Below are 22,921 nucleotides of genomic sequence, written 5' to 3'. Positions count from 1 at the left end.
TTAGGCAGCTCCATGAAAAACGTTATAGCATCATCACACAACAAAAATAACATAGTTCACCTGATCTGGTCAGAGATCCTTCTCATGTCGAACAGCTCAGGTTCTGGCCTGCACAAGGAGATACCGTGATGCCCTCTGCCATGAGTAAACATCTGGCCAACTTTCCCACTTCCACCCTTGCCGCAGCGCTGACTGCAGCGGAATGTGATCCAGACCTCGGAAAACCCGACGACTTCACCTGGCGCGATTATCTGCTGATGCTGCTGCGTATCGATGCCGGTATCGAGCACGCCTTGATGGTGCAGTATCTCTATGCTGCCTATTCGCTCGGTGGTGAGCAGGTGCCGCCCGACAAGCGCCCAATGGTGAGACGCTGGCAGCAGACTCTGCTCAGCATCGCCAAGGAGGAGATGGGGCACCTGATCACGGTCCAGAATGTGATCACCTGCCTGGGTGGTGCAATCAGTCTGGAGCGCGAGGATTATCCCTGGGACCATGACTTTTACCCCTTTCCGTTTGAACTCGAACCCCTGACGCTGGACTCGCTGGCCAAGTATGTCTATACCGAAGCGCCGATCGGCTGGGGCGAGCAGGGCCGTTTGTCAGGTGCGGCAGAGCAGGTACACACAGTTCTTCAGGAAAGGCATGAGGGGTTACGCAAGTCGATACTGTCCCGATTGGAGGCTCAACCCGTTCCGCCAAAACCGGATGGGGTGAAATCGGTCGCGGCACTGTTCAAGGTGATTCTCGGCATACTGCAGGATCCGAGCCGCCTGTCAGAGGATGACTTCAATGCTGCCAGCTATGCCTGGCAGGCGAGCTGGGATGCCTGGTCCTGCAATCATGGTCAGCGCTCAGGGGAGGAGGCGGCCGATGAAAACCAGTTTCAGGGGATGCCTGGCGGTGCCCGGACCTGTCCGACCACGGCGGATCTGATCATTGTACCGGTGGCGACCCGCGATGATGTGATCGATGCGCTGCAGCAGGTGGCAGAGCAAGGTGAATCGCCTCATTCAGAACAGGAGCAGTCGCACTTTGCACGGTTTCTGCATATCTATGATGAGTTCAGCACTCACTTTCCATCGGGTTGCGAGACGCAACCGGCGCGAGAACTGCCGATCAATCCCACCACCTTTGCCAATCTTCATCAGTCCGATGGTGATATGGCACGGCGCTCAACCCGCATCACACATCCTGAGAGCGTCAAATGGGCTCAGTTGTTTGATCTGCGTTATCGTCTGCTGCTGACCTTTCTGGCCCACTCTTTCAGGCTGGCGCGGGCCGTTAATCCCAATAAGGGGGCAGGTACTTATCAGGCGGTGGTACACAGAGCGTTTGGTGAAATGTATAACTTAAAGGCGATATCCGAGATTCTGGTACGACAGCCCTTGGATGCGGATCCTGACCTGCCATTTCGACCTGCCGGACCTCCGTTCCAGATGCCCTATACGCTGGAGCTGCCGGAAACTTCCAGCAGTTGCTGGTTGCAGTATCTGGAAATGCTCAAGGCCTGTGGCAACCTGCGCGAGGCATTGGAGCAGAATGGCGATCTGTCTCCACGCGAAACTGAGTATCTACAGACTCAGGCCAATGCTGATCGTGCTTGCGCAGATTGGCTGAATACCCAACTTGAAGCCGCGAGAGTCAGTGAGGAGGTTGCACCATGAAGCTGGTTGATATTCGTCTTCTTCCATCCATGGCAATTGCGCGGCTGGGTTCAGCCAGTGAGCCGTTGGATAACTATCAAATTGAAACCGACCCCAAAGCACCGCTGGATTTTCGGCGCATCACCCGTGCTGAAACCTTCATTGTTGATACCGAGAGCGGTGAGATCACCGACGTTTTGCCACCGAGTGACCAGCCACCGGCATTCAAAAGCGGTAACCGAATTCGGCCAGTGGCGCCGTTTATAGAGGCGTTTGCCAGTGTGGTTGATGACTCGGGTGAAGAACGTCTGGTGCCGCTGGATATCCATCTGATCGAACAGATGGGGCTGAGTGTACGTTGGCAGATCGAGGCTGGTAATCTCAAGGTCTATCGCCGTACGCGCAAGGAAAAGGACAAGGTACTGGCGCGACTGAAAAACATTGACGATCATCAGTTGCACCCACTGAAGGGTGAGTGCCGTCATTTCATCAAGGATGAAACTGGTAAGCGCAAGCATATCCCGCTGGGCAAAATTCAGTTCATTAAACCGACACCTGATTTTCCCGAGATACGTCTGCGTTTCACACCCGGTACCGGTGATGTTTATGGCAGTACGCCGATCGACCGACCAGACGGACCTGATGCACAGACTATGGGCGGCCCGACCTGGTCTGATATCGATATTCCACCGGAACGCATCCTGTATGACAGCGAGCGAGGTACCTGGAACGGAAAATACCGTGACGATAACCCAACGCTGAATACCCTGTCGCAGGGGCTCTATGCGGCTTACGGCAAGGCGCCTTACTTCAACTACTATGATGACCCACAACCGGCGCGGGGCTATCTGGATGATGCCTGCGATGGCATCGTCACACTGGAGTTACTGGATCGTAAGGGGCGGACCGCTTTCAGCGCCAAGGCGCGTTTCTGTGCAGCGCCTCCGATCTTTGCACCCGACTCCGAGTTTGTGCGCACAGTGCAGGATGATGTGCTGCAAGTGCTGCTCGGACCGAGCGTCGACAACCCAGAAGGCGTGCCGATAGAGGCTGCGCTGGATATCGTGCGGCGAGCCTACGAAACCGTGCGCTTCATGAATGTGGCCGTGCTCAATGGTGATACGGTGAAGGGGCGACCGAATCATGCCGATACCATGCCAGCGGATGATTCAAGCGATTTCAACCGCCCTTATGCGCCGGTCATGGCCCCGCATTCGATCGATACTCTGTCGATCACGGCGCTGCATCAGCAGCTCTACACCACGATGAGCAGCGGTGCGGCACCCTGGTTTTATGATCTGATGCGCAAGCCAACCGAAACGGCAGATCTGTCTGACAAGGGGCGGCGCAAGATGCCAGCGTTGATGTCTGGTGCCGATACCTGCTATCTGGCACTGACCTACCGCCAGTTGGATACGATCAAACATGCCGGGCAGAATGTCATGTTTGATCAACCGGCCTCGCCGCCGGAAGAGCCTGCTCTGACGCCACGCAATCTGACGGCGCAGCTGATGTATCGGGGGCGTGGCAATCCGGTCAATGCCCATATTGCCTCATCCGTCGGCAACTGCTGTCCGGGTCTGGAACTGGATTTTCGCAGTGTCTGGAAGCGAGCCTTTGAAGGGATCACGCTGGTGGAGCATGACAACTTCGTGCTGGATGCCGAAGTGGAACATGCCGATCTGAAAGGGCATCGCCTGCTCAGTATCGAAATCCCGGATGAGCAGGGCAAAGTTCAGGTCTGGCCGGTGGTGGTGCAGGCGACAGGCCCCTCGGCGGATGGCGACAGTGTCGGGCCTTTGCCATCAGCAGACAGCAACGATTCCATCGTCAATCTGGAGTGGTCGAATACCCTGTCGCATATCTGGAAGTTCAAGGGGCAGTACCTGTCCTGTCGGTTTACCCGTGAAAAGATGCCAGACAGCCAGGTACTGGCCGATATCCCGAAAAAGCAGACCATCAAACGCAAACTTAAAGTACGTGATTTCTTCGAGGAGGACTCGACGGTTATCAATGAAGCGCTGGCCAGCCCCGGCGAGCTGACTCAGGGGCTCTGCTCACCCTGGCAGAACGATTTCCGTGAGTGCGTCTGCTATTACTGGGCCTCCAGCCGACCTGATTATGTCAATGTCGAACCGTCTGCCGATGGGGCCAGTCATGGTGATAATTGGATGCAGAAAAAACGTACCGGTCAGTATGTGGTGGATGATTATCGGGATAACCGCATGATCAACTATCAGGAGCTGTTTACACAGTGGGAGACCTTACTCAAGTTTCAGATCGGAGGCCGTGATGTCGCAGACGACCCGAGCGGGGATTGATCCAGAGGCGTCTCGCATCCCGCTGGCAGCAGATCCCTCGGTGCAGGCGGCGACAGATCATATGCGTTCATCACAGCCGCGATCACCTGATCTGCATCTGTGGCGCAATGCGGAGCAGGCGCAGTTGTTGGTGGTCAATGGCAGTCGGCTGTTCGACCTGAATCCTCAGTTGGAGCAGCAGGTGCTGCAAGCACTGGATCAGGGTACGGAGTCTGATCTGCTGAAACGGCTTGGTATAGACGGTGCGCCGATGATCAATGATCAGGCCCCGGATAATCTGCCCGTGCATGCGTTCTCTCTGGCGATTGCACAGAAGTGTAATCTCGGCTGCAGTTACTGCTATGCCCAACAGGGGGATTTCGGTGGCACAGCGAAGAGTATGGCGCTGGACACCGCGTTGCAGGCAGTGGATACGCTGATAGACCAGACTTCGGCAGGAGGGCGTTTCAATCTGGCCTTTATGGGTGGGGAGCCGCTGGTCAATCGGGAGGTATTGATCGCAGCCACCCGTCATGCCCGCCAGCGTGCAGACAGACTGGGGCTGACGCCACTATTCTCCATCACCACCAATGGCACGCTGCTGACAGAGGCCGATGCTGATTTCTTTGAGGATCATGGATTTGCCGTAACCCTGAGTCTGGATGGTGTGGGGCATATGCATGATGCCCTGCGTCCCTTCAAGGGCGGGCAGGGCAGTTTCGATCGCATCATGCGCCGTGTGCAGCCGCTGCTGGATCGCCAGCACACTATGCAGGTCTCGGCGCGCGTCACGGTGACCCCACGGAATCTGGCGCTGCGAGAGATGCTGGACTGGTTCCTGGAAGCGGGCTTTCACAGTGTCGGTTTTTCGCCGATGCTCAACTCACCGACCGGGCAAGATGAGATGGACCGGGCGGCACTGGCCGAGATGCTGGCGCAGATGATCGACTGTGGGCGTGAGTTTGAACGCCGCTCAAGACTGGGGCAGCGTTATGCCTTTTCCAATCTGCTCAATGCGCTGCGTGAGCTGGAGAAGGGCACGCATCGGCCCTATCCCTGCGGCGCGGGTGCGGGTTATATGGGCGTGTCAGCCACGGGCGATCTGTTTGCCTGCCATCGCTTCGTCGATGATGCTGCCGGCGCGATGGGGACTCTGCAGCAGGGTGTGGATGCTGCAAAACAGTCAGACTGGCTGGCGGAGCGGCATGTCCATCAGCAACAGCCCTGTAACAAGTGCTGGGCGCGTTATCTCTGCGGCGGGGGTTGTCATCATGAAGTGCTGGGCAGTGGGCGGCACGCCTGTGATTATGTGCGTGGCTGGCTGGAGTACTGTATGGGGGCGTATCTGAGGATGATGCCTGAGTTGCAAGGTGGCGATAATGTGAGGGCATGACAGCAGGAGAGGGCATCGGGACATCAGTTCCATTCTGAGGAGTGACCTATTAGACTTGAGCTATCAAGTAGCCTGACTCTTACTCCAGATATCAGGCGAAATACAACGCTGATACGGTCACTATGACGGCAAACATATCCTACCCTGCGGGCATTGGCCCCGGTTATCGCTATCTGCCACGCATCTTGCTGGGATGCTTCGTGCTCTTGGTACTGCTGTTGGCAGCCACTGACCGCTGGATGATATCTCTTGAGATCAGCCAGACGGCCGAGCGTTCGGTGCAGCGTCTCGGGGCTTATCGAACCTCGCTGGATACCACGATCAACCGCCATCACTATCTGCCGCGAATACTGGCGTCCGATCCTCGTATCGTCAGTGCGCTGGCCAATGATGCCGGGGATAACCCGGGTGCGGAAGAGTTGATGTACCTGTCAGTATTGCTGGAGTCAATCAATCGCGAAGCGCAATCGGATCAGATCTTTCTGATGGATACGAGCGGCATGACTCACTGGTCGAGCAACTATGACTCGGTGCATAGCTTCGTGGGCAGTAACTATTCATTTCGTCCCTATTTCAGCGCGGCTATGGCGGGACAGGCCGGTTTTTACTTTGCCGTTGGCGCGACATCCGGCGAGCCGGGGCTGTTTCTGTCATCACCGGTATACAGTGATCTGGGCGATATTCTTGGTGTAATAGTCGTCAAAATCGATCTGCGACCACTTGAGCAGAGTTGGTTGGCGTCCGGTGATGCTGTCTGGGTGACTGATCAGGAGGGGATTATCTTTCTGTCTTCATCGCAGCGTTGGCAATATCATGCCACCCGACCGCTGGATGAACTTCATCTTGATCAGTTGGCACAGACACGGCAGTACGGAATGAGTCCGGTTATGGAATTGATGCGACTGGAAGAGTGGCAGGGAGAGCAGTGGCAGGCATTTGATCTGCAGGATGAGGGTGAGCAACTGGCTTTTGCCTCAGCGATCAGAGACTATCCCTGGCAGATGCACCTGCGAGTCCCGCTGTCTGAGATCCGCTACCAGGTACGTATAAAACAGAGCTTGCTGTTGCTGCTTGGGGTGATGTTGGCGGGTGCGATGTTGTACTACCGTGAACGTCATCGTCGCCACGAAGCACAGCGTGCGCTGCAGCAAGCCAATGAAGTCCTGGAACAACGTGTTGAGGAGCGCACCCGCGATCTGAAAGAGGCGCAGGCGGCGCTGGCCCAGAACCAGAAACTGGCTGCTCTTGGGCGCATGTCATCCGCGATAGCACACGAAATTAACCAGCCGATCACCGCACTGAGAAACTACACGGCCAGCAGCCGCCTGTTGCTGGAACGCAACAGTACCGATATCGTAAAGCAGAATCTGGAAAAAATGGATGCGCTGACCGAGCGACTTTCGGCGCTGTCACGCCAACTGAGAATTTTTTCTGGCAAGCGTAACACCGGCAGTGCTCCTGCCTCTCTGCATGCACCGGTATATTATGCGCTGGATGTACTGCAGCCGCGTCTGGATGCTGTGGGTATCGATTGTCGGGTCGATCTGGGTGAGGAGTGCTGGGTACTGGCGAATGCGATGATGCTGGAGCAGATTCTGGTTAATCTACTCAGTAATGCGATTGATGCGCTGTCCGATCGGGAGGATGCACGTATCTTCATCCGTCTGACTCAGCAGGATGACTCCCGGGTATCATTGCAGATTGGCGATAATGGGCCGGGGATGGATAAGGAGTTACAGAGCAAGGTGTTTGAGCCTTTTTTTACCACCAAATCAGTCGGAGAGGGGATGGGACTGGGGCTGGCGATCAGTTACAGTCTGGCGCATGATATGGGCGCAGAACTCACCGTCAGCAGCGAGCCGTCCAAAGGAACCTGCTTCTCACTCACTTTCAAGGCCGTGATGGCGCAACCCTTTGAGGCAAGTGCATGAAACCATCCCTGCAAGCTGTGATCATCGATGATGACCCGGCTGCTCTGGAGTCGCTGGAGCAATGGCTGATGCTGGCCGATATCCAGGTACAACCCTTTTCCGATGCGCGCAAGGCATTAGAGATCCTGCAACCTGATTATCCGGGTATCGTGATCAGCGATATCCGCATGCCCGGCATGGATGGCATGAGTCTGCTGAAAGCGGTGGACAAACGCATTCCCGTCATTTTGATCACCGGACATGGCGGGATATCGCAGGCAGTCGAGGCGATGAAACTGGGTGCCTATGACTTTGTCGAAAAGCCTTACAAGCCGGACCGTCTGGTTGATATGGTCAAGCGTGCCTGCGAGCAGCGTCAGGTGACCCTGGCGATGGCACCACAGCATCAGCAGAGCACCGACGATGGGTTGGAGAATTTCGTGATTGGCCATTCTGATTCAATCCGCGTATTGCGCCAGCAGATCAGAGGGCTGGCGCAGGTCAATGCCGATGTGATCATCGCCGGAGAAACCGGTACCGGGAAGGAGAGGGTGGCTCGCAGCCTGCATAAGTTGAGTATCCGCCGCGACCACCCGTTTGTGGCGATCAACGTTGCCGCGATTCCCGAAAATCTGCTCGAGAGTGAACTGTTTGGACATGAAGCCGGTTCGTTCACCGGCGCGGTGAAAAGTCAGCCGGGCATCTTCGAGGCAGCCAATAACGGCATTCTGTTTCTGGATGAGATAGAAAGCATGCCGATGGCGTTTCAGATCAAACTACTTCGTGTACTGCAGGAGCGCGAAGTCACTCGCGTCGGTTCGCGCAAACCCATCTCACTGAACGTACGCATCATCTCTGCAACTAAAGAAGATCTGCGTCAGGCCGCCACTGCGGGCCGTTTCCGTGAGGATCTCTATTATCGGCTGATGGTGGCTGACATCCATCTGCCCCCTCTACGTGATCGCCCCGGCGATATTCCGCTGCTGTTTGGTCACTTTCTGCGTGAAGCTGCCGCGGCTAACCAATTGCCGGCACCGGAGCTGAGCTATGAAGATCTGGTGGCACTGGAGATGCATGAATGGCCCGGCAACGTGCGCGAACTCAAGCATACCGCCGAGCGCTATCTGCTGACACACAGCTTTAACGACATCTCGATTCAGGAACTGCTGCAACTCGGTTCAACCAACCGCCTGGCACCGAGCAGCGAAGAGGGCTCGCTGACTGCCCGGCTTGAGCAGGTCGAAAAAGCTTTGCTGAGCGCTGAACTGGCCCATCACAAAGGCAGTATCAAAGAGGTGATGGAGGTCCTCGACCTGCCACGTCGCACCCTGAATCAGAAAATGCAGAAATACGGCCTCCGCCGTGAAGATTTCATCTAAAAAATAGTAGCGATAAGCAAAATTTTGCCTATTGAGGTGATTGGATGAGCGGAATTTTGCTTACTGATCAGGCTTCATATTGTTAATTGATTGTAATGTATAGAGTTTGTGTACTGGCACATCCTTTGCTATACACATAGAGTACGCAATGTACGCACTACAACAATAATGTGGAGAAAAACCAATGCGTCGTATAAGCAAAGTGCTTTGTGCTGCAGCCCTGATGGTGAGTGTTTCAGCGGTGCAGGCACAACAGAACCTTTCTATCGCCACCGGTGGTACCGGCGGTGTCTACTATCCGATCGGTGGTGGTCTGGCTGAGCTGATCAGCCGTCATATCGATGGCTATACCGCGGTTGCCGAAGTGACCGGAGCCTCGGTTGAAAACATGGGTCTGATTCACCGTGAAGATTCTGATATGGCATTGGCACTGGCTGATACTGTATATCAGGCATACAACGGCACTGGCCAGTTTGAAGGCCGTAAGCTGGATGTACTTGCGCTGGCTTCGATCTATCCTAATGCGGTCCAGATTGTCACCCTGGCAGACTCCGGGATTACCTCACTGGCTGATATGAAAGGCAAGCGTGTTTCTGTCGGTGCACCAGGTAGTGGTACTGAGTTGAATGCGCGTGCACTGCTCGAGTCTAACGGCATGAGCTATGATGACTTCTCGGTTCAGCGTCTGAACTTCAATGAAACTGCTGATGCGCTGCGTGATGGCGATATCGATGCAGGCTTCTGGAGTGTTGGACCACCAACCAGCTCAATTCTGAGCCTTGCAACTACGCGCGATATTACTATGATCAGCCTCGGACTGAGCGAAATTGCCAATGCTCAGATGGCTGAACCGGTATTTGCGCCTTACACACTGCGTGCCGGTCTGTATGAAGGTGTTGATAAAGCGATCGAAACTGTTGGTATTCCTAACGTACTGACAGTTAACTCCGGTATGGATGAAGAGCTGGCCTACCAGGTTACCAAGCTGCTTTTCGAGCGTGTAGAAGATCTGCGTGCCATCCACCCGGCTGCCAATGATACTACTGTTGAGTTCAGTCTGGTTTCTACACCTATCCCACTGCACCCAGGTGCCATTCGTTATTACGAAGAGATCGGCGTGAGCGTTCCTGATCGTCTCAAGCCATAGTCTTGGAAATTAGTCTTAAGCAATAGTCTTAAGCATAAGTCTCATGCGGGCCGGTGCGATGCGCCGGCTCCGCAGCGAAACAGACGACCCTTAGACAGACTGAGCCTCCCGGCAGACTGGAAAATCACCATGAATAATTCAATTGTAGCTCCTTTGCAGCCGGCTACCTCGTGGCAGCCGCTGGCACATTCCGGCCCTGTTCCCATGCGCTGGCTGATTGCGATACTCGGTATTTCTCTTTCGTTGTTCCAGCTTTACAGTGCGGGCATACAGCCTCTTGGCCTGTTTTATCAGCGTAGTATCCATCTTGCGCTGGTGTTGATGCTGGCATTTCTGATTTTTACACCTTTTGGCTCCAGGCGGGGGCCGATTGCTTCGATAGTTGATATGGCGTTTTTCGGCGCATCCATACTGTCTGGTTTTTATCTGGTTTTTAATCTTGATGAGATCTTTGGTCGCGCCGGTTTCTGGAATCAGATGGATATCACTGTCGCTATTATCGCGACGGTGACACTGCTGGAGGCCAGCCGACGAGCTGTCGGTCTGGGACTGACAATAATCGGTCTGGTTGCCATTATTTACGCCATGGCGGGGCCGCGAGGTGAGCTGCCCTGGATTGGCGAGTGGTTGCCAGGGATATTGAATCACCGGGGCTATACCCTGGACCGTGTGGCGGCGCAGATGTATCTGGGGCAGGAGGGTATATTCGGCCTGCCTCTGGGTGTTGCTGCAACATTTGTCTTTGTGTTTGTTCTTTTTGGTGCATTGCTTGAGGTGACGGGTGCCGGAAAGTTCTTTATCGATCTTGCGTTTGCGGCGACAGGTCAGCAACGCGGTGGTCCTGCCAAAGCAGCAGTTCTGGCTTCTGCCAGTATGGGTTCTATCTCTGGTAGCTCCATTGCCAATGTCGTGACAACTGGCGCATTCACCATCCCCTTGATGAAAAAGCTGGGTTACAAGCCTGCGCAGGCAGGTGGAATTGAAGCAGCGGCCAGTACCGGTGGTCAGATCATGCCACCACTGATGGGAGCAGGTGCCTTCCTGATCGCGGAGTACACCCGCGTACCCTATATGGATATCGTCAAGGTCAGTATTTTCCCGGCATTGCTCTATTTTGCCACCGTGTATCTGTTTGTTCATATCATTGCTGTTAAGCAGGGTATGCATGGTTTGCCGAAGAAGGATTTGCCAGTGCTGAAAGAGGTGATGGCACGTGGCTGGTTCTTCCTTGCGCCCTTGATTCTGCTGGTCTATCTACTGGTGAGCGGTGTTTCGCCGATGCGTGTTGGTTTCTATGCGGTTATCGGGATCATCGTCGTGGCTGGCATTAATGGATTGTGGCTGGCGATCCAGCGGGGTCAAAAGCAGAATCGACTTAAAGAGGAGGTGGTTACCGCCTTCAGGGTTGGCTTTGTGAAGCTGATGCACGGTCTTGAGCTCGGTGCCCGCAATGCGGTGTCGGTGAGTATCGCCTGTGGTGTTGCCGGTATTGTCGTGGCGGTGGTGGGGCTGACAGGGCTTGGTCTGAAGTTTTCCTCCATGATGATCGCCTTCTCGGGCGGTAATATCCTGCTGGCCCTGCTGCTGGTCATCATTGCGAGCCTGATACTGGGTCTTGGCTTGCCGGTTACAGCGAGCTATATCGTGTTGATCGTGCTGGTCGGCCCGGCATTGACCAATGAGTTCGGAATCCCATTATTGATTGCGCATCTGCTGGTGTTCTGGTATTCACAGGATTCGAATGTCACACCGCCGGTGGCACTGGCCGCCTTTGCGGCGGCCGCCATCGCAGGAAGTAAGACCATGGAAACCAGTGTGCAGTCCTGGAAATTTGCCAAGGGACTTTATCTGATTCCGCTGTTCATGGTGTTCAATCCAGAAATCATTATGGGTGGACCGCTGGAGGTGCTGCTCTGGAATGGGTTTATTATCATTCTGGCCCTGATTGCGTTCGCAGCGTCGATCGAAGGGTATCTGTTCACCTGGATGCAGTTCTGGATGAGAGGTTTATTGGCACTGGCGGTCATCGGGGTCTTTTATCCCTCCTTTCAGGTGGAGATACTGAGTGCTGGTGTCATGTTGGTACTGCTGGCCTTTAACTTCCTGCAGTATAAGCAGCATGGCAGAAAAGTAACCACCTCATCTGAAATGGTGTCGTAAGGGGAGTGTTGTAAGGAGAGAATTGAGGTCTGCGGATCTGGTTTCTTATGCTTTTTTGTTATTCCATCTGTGCGTGAGTTGTCGTTTGCTGTATAAACGGCAGCTCACGAAACGAGCCATTCAGAAGCTCGAAAGTCAGCAGGTGGGGAGAGATGGAAGGTATATTAAAGCAGCCGCAGAATCTGGCGAAGCTATTACAGTCATTAGTGGACGAGGCTGGTAGTCTGCCGGTTGAAGGGGAGGTCGCCAATTATATTCCGGCACTGGCAGCCGTTAATCCTGATCAACAGGGATTGGCTGTAGCGACGATCGACGGGCAGGTGGTCAGTGCTGGTGATGCCACCGTTCCCTTTTCCATTCAGAGTGTGTCCAAGATTTTCGGGCTGGTCATGGCGATGAACCGGGTCGGCGATCAGCTCTGGAAACGGGTACATATGGAGCCTTCCGGCCAACCCTTCAACTCCATCGTTCAGTTGGAGTGGGAGCATGGCATTCCTCGTAACCCTTTTATCAACGCCGGTGCCATCGTGGTGTCGGATATCCTCGCAACGCACTACTCAGCCTGTAAAACAGCGCTGGTCAGTTTTGTTCGTCAGCTTGCCGGTTGTGAAACCATCTATCCGGATCAGGCGGTTTATCTGTCGGAGAAGTTGCACGGTAACCGCAATGCATCATTGGCTTATCTGATGAAGAGCTTCAACAATATTGAAGCGGAAGTACAGGATGTGCTCGACTACTATTTTCATCAGTGCTCATTGAGCATGACCTGTGAACAACTGGCGGTCAGCCTGTCGTTTCTGGCCAATCGCGGGGTTCATCCCCTCAGTGGCCAGCAGATCTGCACGCGGCGCGATGCCCATCGAATCAATGCGATCCTGTCCACCAGTGGCATGTATGATCAGTCGGGTGAGTTTGCCTTCACGGTAGGTTTGCCAGCCAAGAGCGGCGTCGGTGGCAGCATTATCGCGGTGGTCCCTAACTACGGTGTGATCGTGGCCTGGAGCCCTCGCTTGAACAGCTTCGGCAACTCCTGCCGTGCTATGCATATGATCACTCATCTGGCCGAGCGGCTGGGGTTGTCGGTGTATTGATGATTCGTGTGAAGGGATCTTATATCCTCCCCTGAGCCTCTACCTGAGGCTCGCTATGTAATTTGAGATATGCTCTAACTTTTCCGGGTCATCATCTACAAAGGTGACTTTAACTGAAACGAATGGCGTGTCGGCCCGGTTGTCGAAAGCCTCAATCCGTGAAACGAAACCATTAACACGAGCGACGCCATCGCCCGATAGCTGCTCTATATCAACAACCACTTGTTCAAGAATGCCGGGAAATGCGCTGTCTTCATTTTTAATAACCACCAGTACATCGCGCAGGCTGATATCCTTGATGGCACAGCGAAAAAACTGATCACTGGTACGCAGCTGTGCCAAGCCTTTGGGTTTTGCCCCGGCTTTCTGTTGTGTCTGTGGTTTAGCTGCGGTTGTCTTGGTTGTTTCAGCAGGCTTGCCGAACAAGAGCTTCTGCATCTTCCCTTCCAGCTGTGCTGCCGAGAAGGGCTTACCCAGATAGTCACTCACGCCCGATTGAATCGCTTTTAAAATGTAATCACGTTCACCACGACTGGTTGCCATGAGAAATGGGGTTGTCTTGTACTGCTCTTGCTGGCGCGTCCACTGTAACAGTTCTAAGCCTGACATCTGCGGCATTTCCCAGTCACAAATAATCAGATCATAATGACCCTTTTCCAGGCATGACTGCGCCTCTTTACCGTTATACGCAGCGACAACCTCGGCTTTTGGAAATGCAGTACGAACAATACGCGTCACGTGTGTACAGATTGCCTTAGCATCGTCAACGACTAATACTGATAAACCCATCCCGTGCTCCATTGAAATAGTTCAATCGATGATTGAGCCACATTAACCTTGAGACAGCAATGCTGAAGGGCGCAATGTACATGATCACCCATCAGTCAGTGCGGTTCGGGCTGTCGGTTTATTAAGTCTCTTCAGGCCTGCCGATACGTCATCAATGCCGTTTTTAATGGTTGATAGGCAGACCCTGAAATCGCTGAAAATATAGCTTAAATAGCTGATTAATAATATTAATATTTATTCGTTCCCATTTGGAACGGATGAGCTGAAAAATGTGAACTTTTATGCCATCGGGGAGTGTTTTAGGGTGACTGAACCTCCTGTCGTCTAAACCCCGAGGCAAATATGAATAATAAGATAAGACGGAAGGCAGTGGTGGCGGAAGTGGGCCTGCGTGATGGCCTGCAAAGCATCTCCCTGATACTGCCGACCGAAAAGAAATGTGAGTGGATCCGTGATGCCTATGATGCTGGCATGCGCGAGATAGAGGTCGGCTCATTTGTCCCCCCCCGACTCCTGCCCCAGATGGCTGATACGGCTGAACTGGTGGCGTATGCCAAGACCCTTCCTGGTCTGTTCGTGACGGTGCTGGTGCCCAATCTCAAGGGTGCTGAACGCGCCATCGAGTGTGGCGCCGATCTGATGGTGCTGCCGATCTCTGCCAGCTATCAACATAGCCTGGCCAATGTCCGAAAAACACCAGATGAGATGATCGTCGAGATTGAGCGTATCCGTAAGGCTCGTGATTCAGCCGGATCCAATATGCTGATTGAAGGTGGTATCGGGACGGCTTTCGGTTGCACCCTGCAGGGTGACGTTCCTTCATCCGAAGTGCTGCGCCTGTTGCAGGCGGCCCTGGATGCCGGTGCGGATCGTGTCAGCATGGCAGATACCGTTGGCTATGCCGATCCCGCACAGGTCCGAGCACTGTTCACTGAGGCACGCGCAATTGCAAGAGATGCTCTCTGGCGCGGCCACTTTCACGATACCCGTGGACTTGCCTTGGCCAATGCCTTTGCTGCTCTGGATGCCGGGATTACACGCTTTGATGCCTCTCTTGCCGGTATCGGTGGTTGCCCGCATGCTCCGGGTGCCAGCGGAAATGTTGCCTCCGAAGACCAGGCTTTTCTTCTCGAAAGCATGGGCTTTGACACAGGCATAGATCTAGAGCGCCTGTTGGCGTTGCGCAACAAGGTGGTTGGCTGGCTGGCGGGTGAAGAGACGCACGGTACGCTATGGCGCGCCGGTCTGCCGAAAAACTTCACGCCTGCTCAGGCGAACACCGCAAGTTGATGAGGTTCTGATGAATACAACAGAGTGTAAACAAACCCTGCCGCTGGAAGGTGTTCGCGTTGTCGAATTCAGCCATATGGTGATGGGGCCGACCTGCGGCATGATCCTCGCGGATCTGGGTGCCGAGGTGATCAAGATTGAACCCGCTGAGGGTGATAAAACACGCAAGATGAGCGGGCTGGGTATGGGATTTTTCCGCACCTATAACCGTAACAAGAAAAGCATGGTTCTGGATATCAAAACAGAGGAGGGCCGTCAGACTCTGATGGATCTGCTGGCCACCTCCGATGTGATGCTGGAGAACTTTCGTCCCGGTCTGATGGATTCCCTCGGTTTGGGCTATGAAGTCTTGAGTCAGCGTTTTCCATCATTGGTCTATGTTTCGCATAAAGGTTTTCTGCCGGGGCCTTATGAGAAACGCCTGGCACTGGATGAAGTGGTTCAGATGATGGGCGGTCTGGCTTATATGACCGGTCCCGAAGGGCGGCCATTACGAGTAGGTGCTTCGGTGAATGACATCATGGGAGGCATGTTCGGTGCGATTGGTGTTCTTGCTGCGTTGATCGAGCGTGGCAAGACAGGACAGGGCAAGGAGATCCAGAGTGCACTGTTTGAAAACTGTGTATTCCTTTGCGCATCACATATGCAGCAGTTTGCCATGTCGGGTGAAGCGGCGCCGCCTCTTCCTTCACGCGTATCACCCTGGACAGTGTACGACGTGTTCAGTGTCGGAGGTGGCGAGCAGCTGTTCATCGGCGCGGTCAGCGACAAGCAATGGATACAACTTTGCGAAGTGCTGGGGCGTGATGATCTGCTCGCAGATCCAAATCTGCAGACCAATGAGCAGCGCCTGCTGGTCAGGCATGAATTACTCGCGAATATTGAGAAAAGCATGCAGCAGTACTCGGCTGAAGAGTTATCGGCGCTGCTGGATAAAGCCGGCTTGCCCTATGCCCCGATCACCCGTCCTGATGAGCTGCTGCAGGATGAACATCTGATCGCCAGTGGTGGTCTGGTGCCGATTCAGGCGGATGATGGAAGTCAGGCATCTACTGTTCTTCTGCCTCTCATGCTGGGAGGACAACGCCCACCTGTTCGCATGCCACTGCCCCGTGTTGGCGAACATACGGAAGAAATACTGAAAAGCCTGGCAGGACGCAGGTGATCAGTTTGTATCTCTTAAATTGAAAACAGTCACTTAGTTGACTCAGAATACAAAAATAACAACGGAGTTGATCATGAATATCAAAATCAAAACACTGGTTTCCGCAATCACCCTCGCATCTACGTTTACGGTTGGTGTCACAACGGCCATGGCCGCTGACTTCACCATGCGCCTGACTCATCAGTTGCCGGGTTCACATCATGTTGCCAAGGCGATAGAGAGTTTTGCTGAAGAGGTCAGAACCAGCTCGGATGGTCGTGTTGACGTTGATGTCTTCGGTGGAGCTCAGCTGTTCGGCCCCTCGCAGTTCCATCCGGCCGTGGCCCGTGGCCAGGTAGAAGCTGCATCCATCGTCAGCCTCTCCTGGGGTGGAACCATTCCTGAAATGCAGGTGTTCGGTATTCCCTATCTGATCACTGGTCGTCAGCAACTGGAGGCATTTCCCGATTCGGATGCTGCGGCCTATCTGAACAAAAAATTTGAAGAGCGCGGTGTCAAGAATATCGGCTGGTTGCTGGACGCCAACAACGCGGTTGTCACCTCTTCAGGCAAGCCCCTGATTGCGCCGGAAGACTATCGTGGTATCAAGATCAGAGGGCTCAGCCGCATCTTTGACAGTGGCTTGATCGCCATGGGGGCCGCACCTTCGACCATGCCGGGTTCTGAGGTGTATCAGGGGTTACAGACGCGAGTGATTGATGCCGCCATTACCAGTGTGGGGGCTGCCTATTCACGTCGCTACTTTGAAGTTCAGGAGTATGGTGTTGCTTCACCGCTGATCACGGTGTATCAGAATATCGTGGTTAATCCGGGTTGGTGGAACTCTTTGCCCTCGGATCTGCAGGAGGTGATCTCGACGGCTGCAGCGAATGCCGGTCGCAGCCTGATTCCCGCCACTGACGAAGTGGATCCTGAAGGTGTTGCAACTCTGGAAGCAAATGGTGTGAAGGTGACTGTACTGACGCCTGAACAGATCAATGAGATCGAACGTGTCATGCGCCCTGCCATTGTAGAATCCTTCACTGAGGCTGTGCCGGATGTTGATGAGTTGATCACTCTGATTACACAGCTCTAAACCGGAAGTGTCCCGCTCTTTGGGTCAGGTGTATTGCACCTGACCCAGCCCAACACTTTTCACAGCTCTCGTAATAAAACCCGATAGGCTATATATGGGTACTCATAAACAGAAAGCTGAACGACAGACAGATAAGCCCCTGCCACTGGTAGTCCGAATACTGGGTAAAGCTGTCTATCTGATAACGACAATCGGGATGGTGATTTCAGCCACCGGTGTTCTGATCGCGCTTGCGCTGATCGGTTATTCGGTTGTCACTCGATATCTTATCGGCCAGCCCTCTCTCTGGGTGGATGATGTGATCGGTTTTATTCTGGTCGCGATCGTGATGTTTGGTGCGTCGTCGGTACTCAGAGACGGTAAGCACCTGGGTGTAGATCTCTTTACTGAGCGCCTTAAACGTTCTGGGCAGCGATGGGCTCAGGCCTGGGCGATGCTGACGGTTATGTGTGTCGCTATCTTTCTGATAGTGGATGGCTGGCAGGTGGCGATGTTCTCGAAAATGCTGGGTATGAAAACTCACGGCTATGTCGAGTTTCCCATCTACTGGATGCAACTGCTGATGCCGTTGGGTGGTGTGATGTTGGTGCTGGTGGCAGTGGAGTCGCTTGCCAGATTGATCTGTGGTGCCTCGGCTCACAATGAACCCTCAGACGGGGAGGCAAAATAGATGTTGACCATAATCATGATTCTGGCAGGTCTGGTGCTGTTGCTGTTTACCGGGCTGCCCATTTTTGCTGGCCTGTCTATCTTTGGTGGTGCTCTGTTACTCGGTGCACCGGGTGGACTCACAGCGCTGACCGATATTATTTTCACCAAAATCAGCATGTATGTGCTGGTGGCGATTCCTCTGTTTGCCTATATGGCACACATCATGATACGTGGCCGCATTGTTGATGATCTCTATGGCACGGCTTACACCCTGACACGCCATCTGCCCGGTGGTGTGGGGATAGCCACGATACTGGCCTGCATGATCTTTTCCGCCATATCAGGTTCCAGTGTGGCAACAGCGCTGACCATCGGCGCGGTGGCGATTCCACAGATGATCCGCTACGGCTACGACCCGAAAATTGCCTATGGTCTGGTGGCGGCTGGTGGAACATTGGGAATTCTGATTCCACCCTCCGGGCCGATGATCATCTATGGTGTAGCAACCGATACATCGATCGGTGGACTGTTTATGGCGGGTCTGTTGCCCGGGCTGATGCTGGCGTTGATCTTCATGATCGCAACCGCCTTCCATCAGCGTCATGCCAAGCGCGAAAAGCGGGCAACATTGCGCGAATCTGGCGTAGCCATTCGCAAGTCAGGCTGGGCACTGCTCCTGCCGACTCTGGTGCTGGGTGGCATGTATCTGGGGGTCTTTACGGCAACTGAAGCCGCGGCTGTGGGCGCTCTGTTGGCACTGTTTGTCGCCACAGTCATCTATCGCAGTGTTGGCATCAAAGAGATCTGGGAGTGTGCTGTAGAAGCCAGTCGCACTTCTGCGATGCTGTTCATGATCCTGGCTGGCGCTGCAGTGTTCAGCCATGCCCTGACTAAAATGATGATACCTCAGCAGATCGTGCAGTTGGTGGTATCGCTGGATGTCAGCGTCTTCGGATTCCTGCTGGCGATGATGTTGCTGATCTTTATTCTGGGTATGTTCCTGGAGTCGATTGCGATCATCCTGATCACCTCTCCCGTCATTTTACCGGTACTGGTATTGCTTGATATCAACCCTATCTGGTACGGCGTTCTGCTGGTGATCAATCTGGAACTGGCGATGATCACGCCACCAGTGGGGATGAATCTGTTTACGATAAAGGCCGTCACCAATGCACCAATCGGTCAGATCATTCGTGGTTCAGCACCCTTTGTGCTGTTGATGATGCTGGGATTGGCACTGGTGCTGTTGTTTCCGCAGATTGCGATGTGGCTTCCCAACAGAATGTTGAACCCGGGTGTTTGAGACTTATCTTTAATTGAATGGAGTTAGGTATGGCTGTTTATCGATATGAGGATAAAACCCCGCAGATCGACACCGAAGCCTGGGTTGCTGAAACGGCCGATGTGATCGGTGATGTGGTGCTGAGCAGGAATAGCAGTGTCTGGTATCAGGCGGTGATTCGTGGTGATAACGAGCAGATTGAGCTGGGCGAGGGTAGTAATATTCAGGAGGGCGCCGTATTGCATACGGACCCTGGCTATCCGATGCGTATTGGGCGACAGGTCACGATCGGGCATCAGGCGATGCTGCACGGTTGCACGATCGGAGATGGCTCCCTGATCGGTATTCAGGCTGTGATTCTCAATGGTGCCGTTATCGGCAAGAACTGTCTGGTCGGTGCTGGTGCAGTTGTGATAGAGGGGAAGGTGTTCCCCGATAATTCATTAATCATAGGTTCTCCCGCCAAGGTGTTACGCACCTTGTCAGACGAGGCGATCGCTCAGATGCATGGCAATGCGGATGGCTATGTGGCGCGCAGTAAAGCTCATAAGGAGCGCTGCGAGCGTATCGCCTGACTTTGCAGCTGGTTCAGACGTTCGAGAGGGTCTGGATCAGCTGTTTTTTTCCTGAGTATTGGCTGTCAGATGATCAAACAGCAGTCTGGCGGGGACACTGAGTCGTGAATAGTCGCGGACACAGACGACGAACTTGCGGGTTGTCCAGGCATCCTCCATCTGAATCACTTTGATGTTCATCGCCGTCTCATAAATCCGTGCGACCTCCAGCGGTACAATGGCGATTGCCAGATCCGAATCGGCAATACGGCAGGCGGCGTCAAATGTTGTGACATGAACACGCAGGCGTATCTGTTTTCCCATCTGAGCGGCTTTTTTCTGCAATGTCTGGCTGACAATACTGCCGGGCAGTATCTCAACATGGTCATAATCAAGTGTATCCTTGAAGTGGATCCGATCATATTGACTCAGTGGATGGTCGGAATGGACCACCACGACCAGTTGGTCATCCAGATAGGGGCGGCAGTAAAGGTTCTTGGTGTCGGATTCTTCCCAGCAGATACCGATATCACCCTGACCTTCCTCTATGGCACGCATGATCAGTGAGCTGACCTTTTCCTCTATACTGACCTGTACCTTTTCATAGGTTTTCATGAATTGACTGATCTGCCGGGGCAGAGACTGGCAGACCACCGACAGGCTGGCAAAAATGCGCAGGTTGCCCTGAATCTCATCGGTGAACTCACTCAGCTCAACATTCAGACTCTCCTGAATATTGATCATCTTGCGTGCTGAGGCGAGCAGTGCCTCACCCGCTGGTGTCGGTGTTACACCACGCTTACTGCGTTCAAGCAGAGTCACTCCGGCCTGCTCCTCCATGGCCAGAATGCGCTTGCTGATGGCGGAGGGTACGATGGCGATCTGTTCAGCCGCATGTGCGATACTGCCTTCATCACACACAGAGATGAACATTCGCAGTGATTGAATATCGAAATAACGCACGTCTCGCTCCTGCCTGTTTGTCGTGTTCATCATATCAAAAAGATACAGGGCTGGTATTCTCATCAAGCAGTATGGGCAGGGATTAGATTGATGCGGTTGGCTTGTATGGGCCATAATGCGCATTGCAGAAAAAATGATGAGAGCAGAGCAATGCCACAACTGATATTTCATGGTGTTAAGAGCGACGATGTCAAAATCTGTTCGGTTGCACTGATTGAAGAGTTGGCGCAGGTGATGGAAACTTCAACCGATAACTTCCTGCTGGAGGTGATCAACTCTGTTCAGATCTTCAACGGAAAGGAGGAGAGTAAGCCCTATCCTTTCGTGGATGTTCGCTGGTTTGAGCGTGGGCAGGTGGTACAGGATGCCAGCGCTTCTGTCATCACACATCACCTGAACGGGGTGGGGTATGATCCGGTTGATGTGATTTTTACAGCCCTTCGTAAGAATGCATACTATGAGAACGGCACTCATTTTGATACCTGAATACCAGCTCTGGTAGATCAGTCGCTGAGTTCAGTGTTTTATAGTAAAACCGACAGAGAACGATAAAAACAGATGCATTCAAGCGAAAAAACCAATCACCCTAATCGCTATATAATGACCCATATCATGCTCTGGGTTTTTATTCCGATGTTGATCAGCATCGGAGTTTTTAATGGCTATCGTATCTATAACGATCACCGTTTAATGCTGAATCAGATTGAGCAAGATGTTGTTGGTTCTTTGCATCTGATCAATGAAGCGATCACTATTTTAGAATCTCTGTTCGAAAATAGAATGAGCGATGGCCTGGATCTGTTTATGGAGGAGTATTTCCAGTCGGGTGGTGACCCTGGAAAAATTGATCTGGAAGATTTGAGTGCTCGTCTGAATGATCAAATGGATCTGTATATCATCAATGCTGAAAGCGTTATCCAATACACCACGCTTGAGCAGGATCTTGGCCTGGATATGAAAAATCTGGGCGGCTTTTATGACTACCTTGAACAGGTTCGTGCTGCGGGAGCTCCACAAGTGGATCCTATCAGTAAAGAAACCCTGACAGGGCTCTATCGTAAATATGCGTATGCCCCGACACCTGATAAAGAGTGGATTCTTGAGCTGGGCCTTAAAAACAGCGTTATTGCATCCTATCTGCAAGCGCTTGATCCGATTAGTGTTATAGAGCGCTTGGTCAGTAATAACTCTGTATTGAATGGAATCCGGATGATCGACAAAGATGGCTGGGAGATCTCCATGTCTACGCCGAGTCGGGTGGACGATGTCATTGCTGAACGTGCTTTTCAGGTTGTCGAATTTTCACGAGTGATTGAAATTAATCAATGGGACAAGACATTACGCTATATTCAGATATCATCTGATGGTGATTTTAAATGGGGCGTTTTAGATCAGGTCATAGAGCTGGATTACAATCGCTCATCGTTGATGTCCGGCATTATTGCCAACCTATTGGTTACTGTATTCAGCATTCTTATCTGTCTGGTGTTGGCACGCCGCTTTCGTAGAGTGGAACTGGAGCTGCGCCAGCATGCCGTTTATGACGTTTTGACCGGTATTTATAATCGACGTTATGGGATGAATATGCTCGAAAGAGAAGTGATCAGGTCAAAACGGCTGAACTCACCTTTTTGCTGCCTGCTGATCGATATAGACCATTTTAAATCCATTAATGATAATTATGGACATGATGTTGGTGACCAGGTTTTGAGGCGCGTCAGTCAGGAGTTGCAGAAGTTTATCCGTCCTTATGACAGCTTCTTCCGCTATGGTGGCGAAGAGTTCATGATACTCATGCCTGGCTTGACGCTGCAGGAGGCTTACAGTTGTGCTGAACGTATGCGAGAGATCTGTGAGTCAGTAAAGTTTTCGTTGAGCAAAACAGAATCTGATTTGAGTATTACATTCAGCGCCGGAGTGGCTCAGTGCCAACCGAATGATACCCATAAAACCTTAATCAAGCGCGCCGATAAAGCGCTCTACGAAGCGAAACGCAGCGGACGAAACAGGGTTCTTTCAAGCGCTGCTTGATGTGGTCCTTCTCTCATCAGGCGGTGCTGCAAGACCCAGAAGTTCGTAACTGCAAAATTTGACATACAAATAATAATCACTATCATTCGTCTTTT

The 22,921-nt window shown here is 53.0% G+C and carries 18 protein-coding genes; 16 read left to right on the top strand and 2 right to left on the bottom strand.

The annotated features are described in order from the left end of the window. Positions 1-128: 128 nt before the first annotated feature. The 8 genes from ACK3CJ_RS15650 to ACK3CJ_RS15615 all read left to right on the top strand — a co-directional run bounded on the left by ACK3CJ_RS15650 (position 129) and on the right by ACK3CJ_RS15615 (position 13,026). Complete coding sequence (locus ACK3CJ_RS15650; protein ID WP_409523142.1) at positions 129-1,667, top strand: ferritin-like domain-containing protein; 1,539 nt, start codon at positions 129-131, stop codon at positions 1,665-1,667. Continuing rightward, positions 1,664-3,967, top strand: a complete 2,304-nt coding sequence (locus ACK3CJ_RS15645) for a hypothetical protein (RefSeq protein ID WP_409523141.1) — start codon at positions 1,664-1,666, stop codon at positions 3,965-3,967. Before ACK3CJ_RS15650 ends, ACK3CJ_RS15645 begins: the two co-directional genes overlap by 4 nt. Further along, positions 3,939-5,339: a radical SAM protein gene (locus ACK3CJ_RS15640; RefSeq protein WP_409523140.1), complete on the top strand. Its 1,401-nt coding sequence runs from the start codon at positions 3,939-3,941 to the stop codon at positions 5,337-5,339. The genes ACK3CJ_RS15645 and ACK3CJ_RS15640 overlap by 29 nt, the downstream gene beginning before the upstream one ends. A gap of 122 nt (positions 5,340-5,461) precedes the next feature. Continuing rightward, positions 5,462-7,270 (top strand): sensor histidine kinase, encoded by a 1,809-nt coding sequence (locus ACK3CJ_RS15635; RefSeq protein WP_409523139.1) that lies wholly within the window; start codon positions 5,462-5,464, stop codon positions 7,268-7,270. After that, on the top strand, positions 7,267-8,628 hold the full coding sequence (locus ACK3CJ_RS15630) for a sigma-54-dependent transcriptional regulator (protein WP_409523138.1): 1,362 nt from the start codon (positions 7,267-7,269) through the stop codon (positions 8,626-8,628). The genes ACK3CJ_RS15635 and ACK3CJ_RS15630 overlap by 4 nt, the downstream gene beginning before the upstream one ends. Before the next feature lie 184 nt (positions 8,629-8,812). Next, a complete protein-coding gene (locus ACK3CJ_RS15625; RefSeq protein ID WP_409523137.1) occupies positions 8,813-9,775 on the top strand; it encodes a TAXI family TRAP transporter solute-binding subunit in 963 nt (320 codons plus the stop codon). A gap of 204 nt (positions 9,776-9,979) precedes the next feature. Continuing rightward, complete coding sequence (locus tag ACK3CJ_RS15620) at positions 9,980-11,935, top strand: TRAP transporter permease (protein ID WP_409526602.1); 1,956 nt, start codon at positions 9,980-9,982, stop codon at positions 11,933-11,935. 152 nt (positions 11,936-12,087) lie between these two features. Then, positions 12,088-13,026, top strand: coding sequence for a glutaminase (locus ACK3CJ_RS15615; RefSeq protein ID WP_409523136.1), 939 nt, complete (start codon positions 12,088-12,090; stop codon positions 13,024-13,026). 39 nt (positions 13,027-13,065) lie between these two features. On the opposite strand, the gene ACK3CJ_RS15610 is transcribed toward ACK3CJ_RS15615, so the two are convergent. Further along, positions 13,066-13,815 carry a response regulator gene (locus ACK3CJ_RS15610; RefSeq protein ID WP_409523135.1) on the bottom strand — a complete coding sequence of 250 codons (750 nt, stop codon included), beginning with the start codon at positions 13,813-13,815 and terminating at the stop codon, positions 13,066-13,068. Between the two features lie 342 nt (positions 13,816-14,157). Here ACK3CJ_RS15610 and ACK3CJ_RS15605 point away from each other — a divergent pair, with 342 nt between their 5' ends. The 6 genes from ACK3CJ_RS15605 (at position 14,158) to ACK3CJ_RS15580 (ending at position 19,853) form a co-directional block, all read left to right on the top strand. Next, complete coding sequence (locus ACK3CJ_RS15605; protein WP_409523134.1) at positions 14,158-15,105, top strand: hydroxymethylglutaryl-CoA lyase; 948 nt, start codon at positions 14,158-14,160, stop codon at positions 15,103-15,105. Between the two features lie 10 nt (positions 15,106-15,115). Beyond that, positions 15,116-16,270 (top strand): CaiB/BaiF CoA transferase family protein, encoded by a 1,155-nt coding sequence (locus tag ACK3CJ_RS15600; protein ID WP_409523133.1) that lies wholly within the window; start codon positions 15,116-15,118, stop codon positions 16,268-16,270. Between the two features lie 73 nt (positions 16,271-16,343). Beyond that, entirely contained in the window at positions 16,344-17,345 is a 1,002-nt protein-coding gene (gene dctP, locus ACK3CJ_RS15595) for a TRAP transporter substrate-binding protein DctP (protein ID WP_409523132.1), read from the top strand. Positions 17,346-17,439: 94 nt separating this feature from the next. Then, a complete protein-coding gene (locus ACK3CJ_RS15590; RefSeq protein WP_409523131.1) occupies positions 17,440-18,015 on the top strand; it encodes a TRAP transporter small permease in 576 nt (191 codons plus the stop codon). Next, on the top strand, positions 18,016-19,299 hold the full coding sequence (locus ACK3CJ_RS15585; protein WP_409523130.1) for a TRAP transporter large permease: 1,284 nt from the start codon (positions 18,016-18,018) through the stop codon (positions 19,297-19,299). Between the two features lie 29 nt (positions 19,300-19,328). Continuing rightward, positions 19,329-19,853 carry a gamma carbonic anhydrase family protein gene (locus tag ACK3CJ_RS15580; RefSeq protein ID WP_409523129.1) on the top strand — a complete coding sequence of 175 codons (525 nt, stop codon included), beginning with the start codon at positions 19,329-19,331 and terminating at the stop codon, positions 19,851-19,853. Positions 19,854-19,889: 36 nt separating this feature from the next. On the opposite strand, the gene ACK3CJ_RS15575 is transcribed toward ACK3CJ_RS15580, so the two are convergent. Beyond that, positions 19,890-20,795, bottom strand: coding sequence for a LysR family transcriptional regulator (locus ACK3CJ_RS15575; RefSeq protein WP_409523128.1), 906 nt, complete (start codon positions 20,793-20,795; stop codon positions 19,890-19,892). Positions 20,796-20,945: 150 nt separating this feature from the next. Here ACK3CJ_RS15575 and ACK3CJ_RS15570 point away from each other — a divergent pair, with 150 nt between their 5' ends. Together ACK3CJ_RS15570 and ACK3CJ_RS15565 are read left to right on the top strand one after the other, a co-directional pair. After that, complete coding sequence (locus ACK3CJ_RS15570) at positions 20,946-21,281, top strand: DUF1904 family protein (protein WP_409523127.1); 336 nt, start codon at positions 20,946-20,948, stop codon at positions 21,279-21,281. A 126-nt stretch (positions 21,282-21,407) separates the two neighbouring features. Then, complete coding sequence (locus tag ACK3CJ_RS15565; protein WP_409523126.1) at positions 21,408-22,826, top strand: GGDEF domain-containing protein; 1,419 nt, start codon at positions 21,408-21,410, stop codon at positions 22,824-22,826. The last annotated feature ends 95 nt before the right edge of the window (positions 22,827-22,921 follow it).

The sequence above is a fragment of the Nitrincola salilacus genome, from assembly GCF_046271865.1.
GTDB lineage: Bacteria > Pseudomonadota > Gammaproteobacteria > Pseudomonadales > Balneatricaceae > Nitrincola > Nitrincola salilacus.
The sequence above is the reverse complement of the archived record's forward strand: the minus strand, read 5'-3'. Positions and strand labels throughout refer to the sequence as shown.

Bases quoted from the DNA above. Each gene is read 5' to 3' on its own strand.
- ACK3CJ_RS15585 (WP_409523130.1), top strand. From the start codon at position 18,016: ATGTTGACCATAATCATGATTCTGGCAGGTCTGGTGCTGTTGCTGTTT.
- ACK3CJ_RS15620 (WP_409526602.1), top strand. From the start codon at position 9,980: ATGCGCTGGCTGATTGCGATACTCGGTATTTCTCTTTCGTTGTTCCAG.
- ACK3CJ_RS15630 (WP_409523138.1), top strand. From the start codon at position 7,267: ATGAAACCATCCCTGCAAGCTGTGATCATCGATGATGACCCGGCTGCT.
- ACK3CJ_RS15600 (WP_409523133.1), top strand. From the start codon at position 15,116: ATGAATACAACAGAGTGTAAACAAACCCTGCCGCTGGAAGGTGTTCGC.
- ACK3CJ_RS15625 (WP_409523137.1), top strand. From the start codon at position 8,813: ATGCGTCGTATAAGCAAAGTGCTTTGTGCTGCAGCCCTGATGGTGAGT.
- dctP (WP_409523132.1), top strand. From the start codon at position 16,344: ATGAATATCAAAATCAAAACACTGGTTTCCGCAATCACCCTCGCATCT.
- ACK3CJ_RS15650 (WP_409523142.1), top strand. From the start codon at position 129: ATGCCCTCTGCCATGAGTAAACATCTGGCCAACTTTCCCACTTCCACC.
- ACK3CJ_RS15605 (WP_409523134.1), top strand. From the start codon at position 14,158: ATGAATAATAAGATAAGACGGAAGGCAGTGGTGGCGGAAGTGGGCCTG.
- ACK3CJ_RS15565 (WP_409523126.1), top strand. From the start codon at position 21,408: ATGCTCTGGGTTTTTATTCCGATGTTGATCAGCATCGGAGTTTTTAAT.
- ACK3CJ_RS15615 (WP_409523136.1), top strand. From the start codon at position 12,088: ATGGAAGGTATATTAAAGCAGCCGCAGAATCTGGCGAAGCTATTACAG.
- ACK3CJ_RS15610 (WP_409523135.1), bottom strand. From the start codon at position 13,815: ATGGGTTTATCAGTATTAGTCGTTGACGATGCTAAGGCAATCTGTACA.
- ACK3CJ_RS15645 (WP_409523141.1), top strand. From the start codon at position 1,664: ATGAAGCTGGTTGATATTCGTCTTCTTCCATCCATGGCAATTGCGCGG.
- ACK3CJ_RS15640 (WP_409523140.1), top strand. From the start codon at position 3,939: ATGTCGCAGACGACCCGAGCGGGGATTGATCCAGAGGCGTCTCGCATC.
- ACK3CJ_RS15590 (WP_409523131.1), top strand. From the start codon at position 17,440: ATGGGTACTCATAAACAGAAAGCTGAACGACAGACAGATAAGCCCCTG.
- ACK3CJ_RS15580 (WP_409523129.1), top strand. From the start codon at position 19,329: ATGGCTGTTTATCGATATGAGGATAAAACCCCGCAGATCGACACCGAA.
- ACK3CJ_RS15635 (WP_409523139.1), top strand. From the start codon at position 5,462: ATGACGGCAAACATATCCTACCCTGCGGGCATTGGCCCCGGTTATCGC.
- ACK3CJ_RS15570 (WP_409523127.1), top strand. From the start codon at position 20,946: ATGCCACAACTGATATTTCATGGTGTTAAGAGCGACGATGTCAAAATC.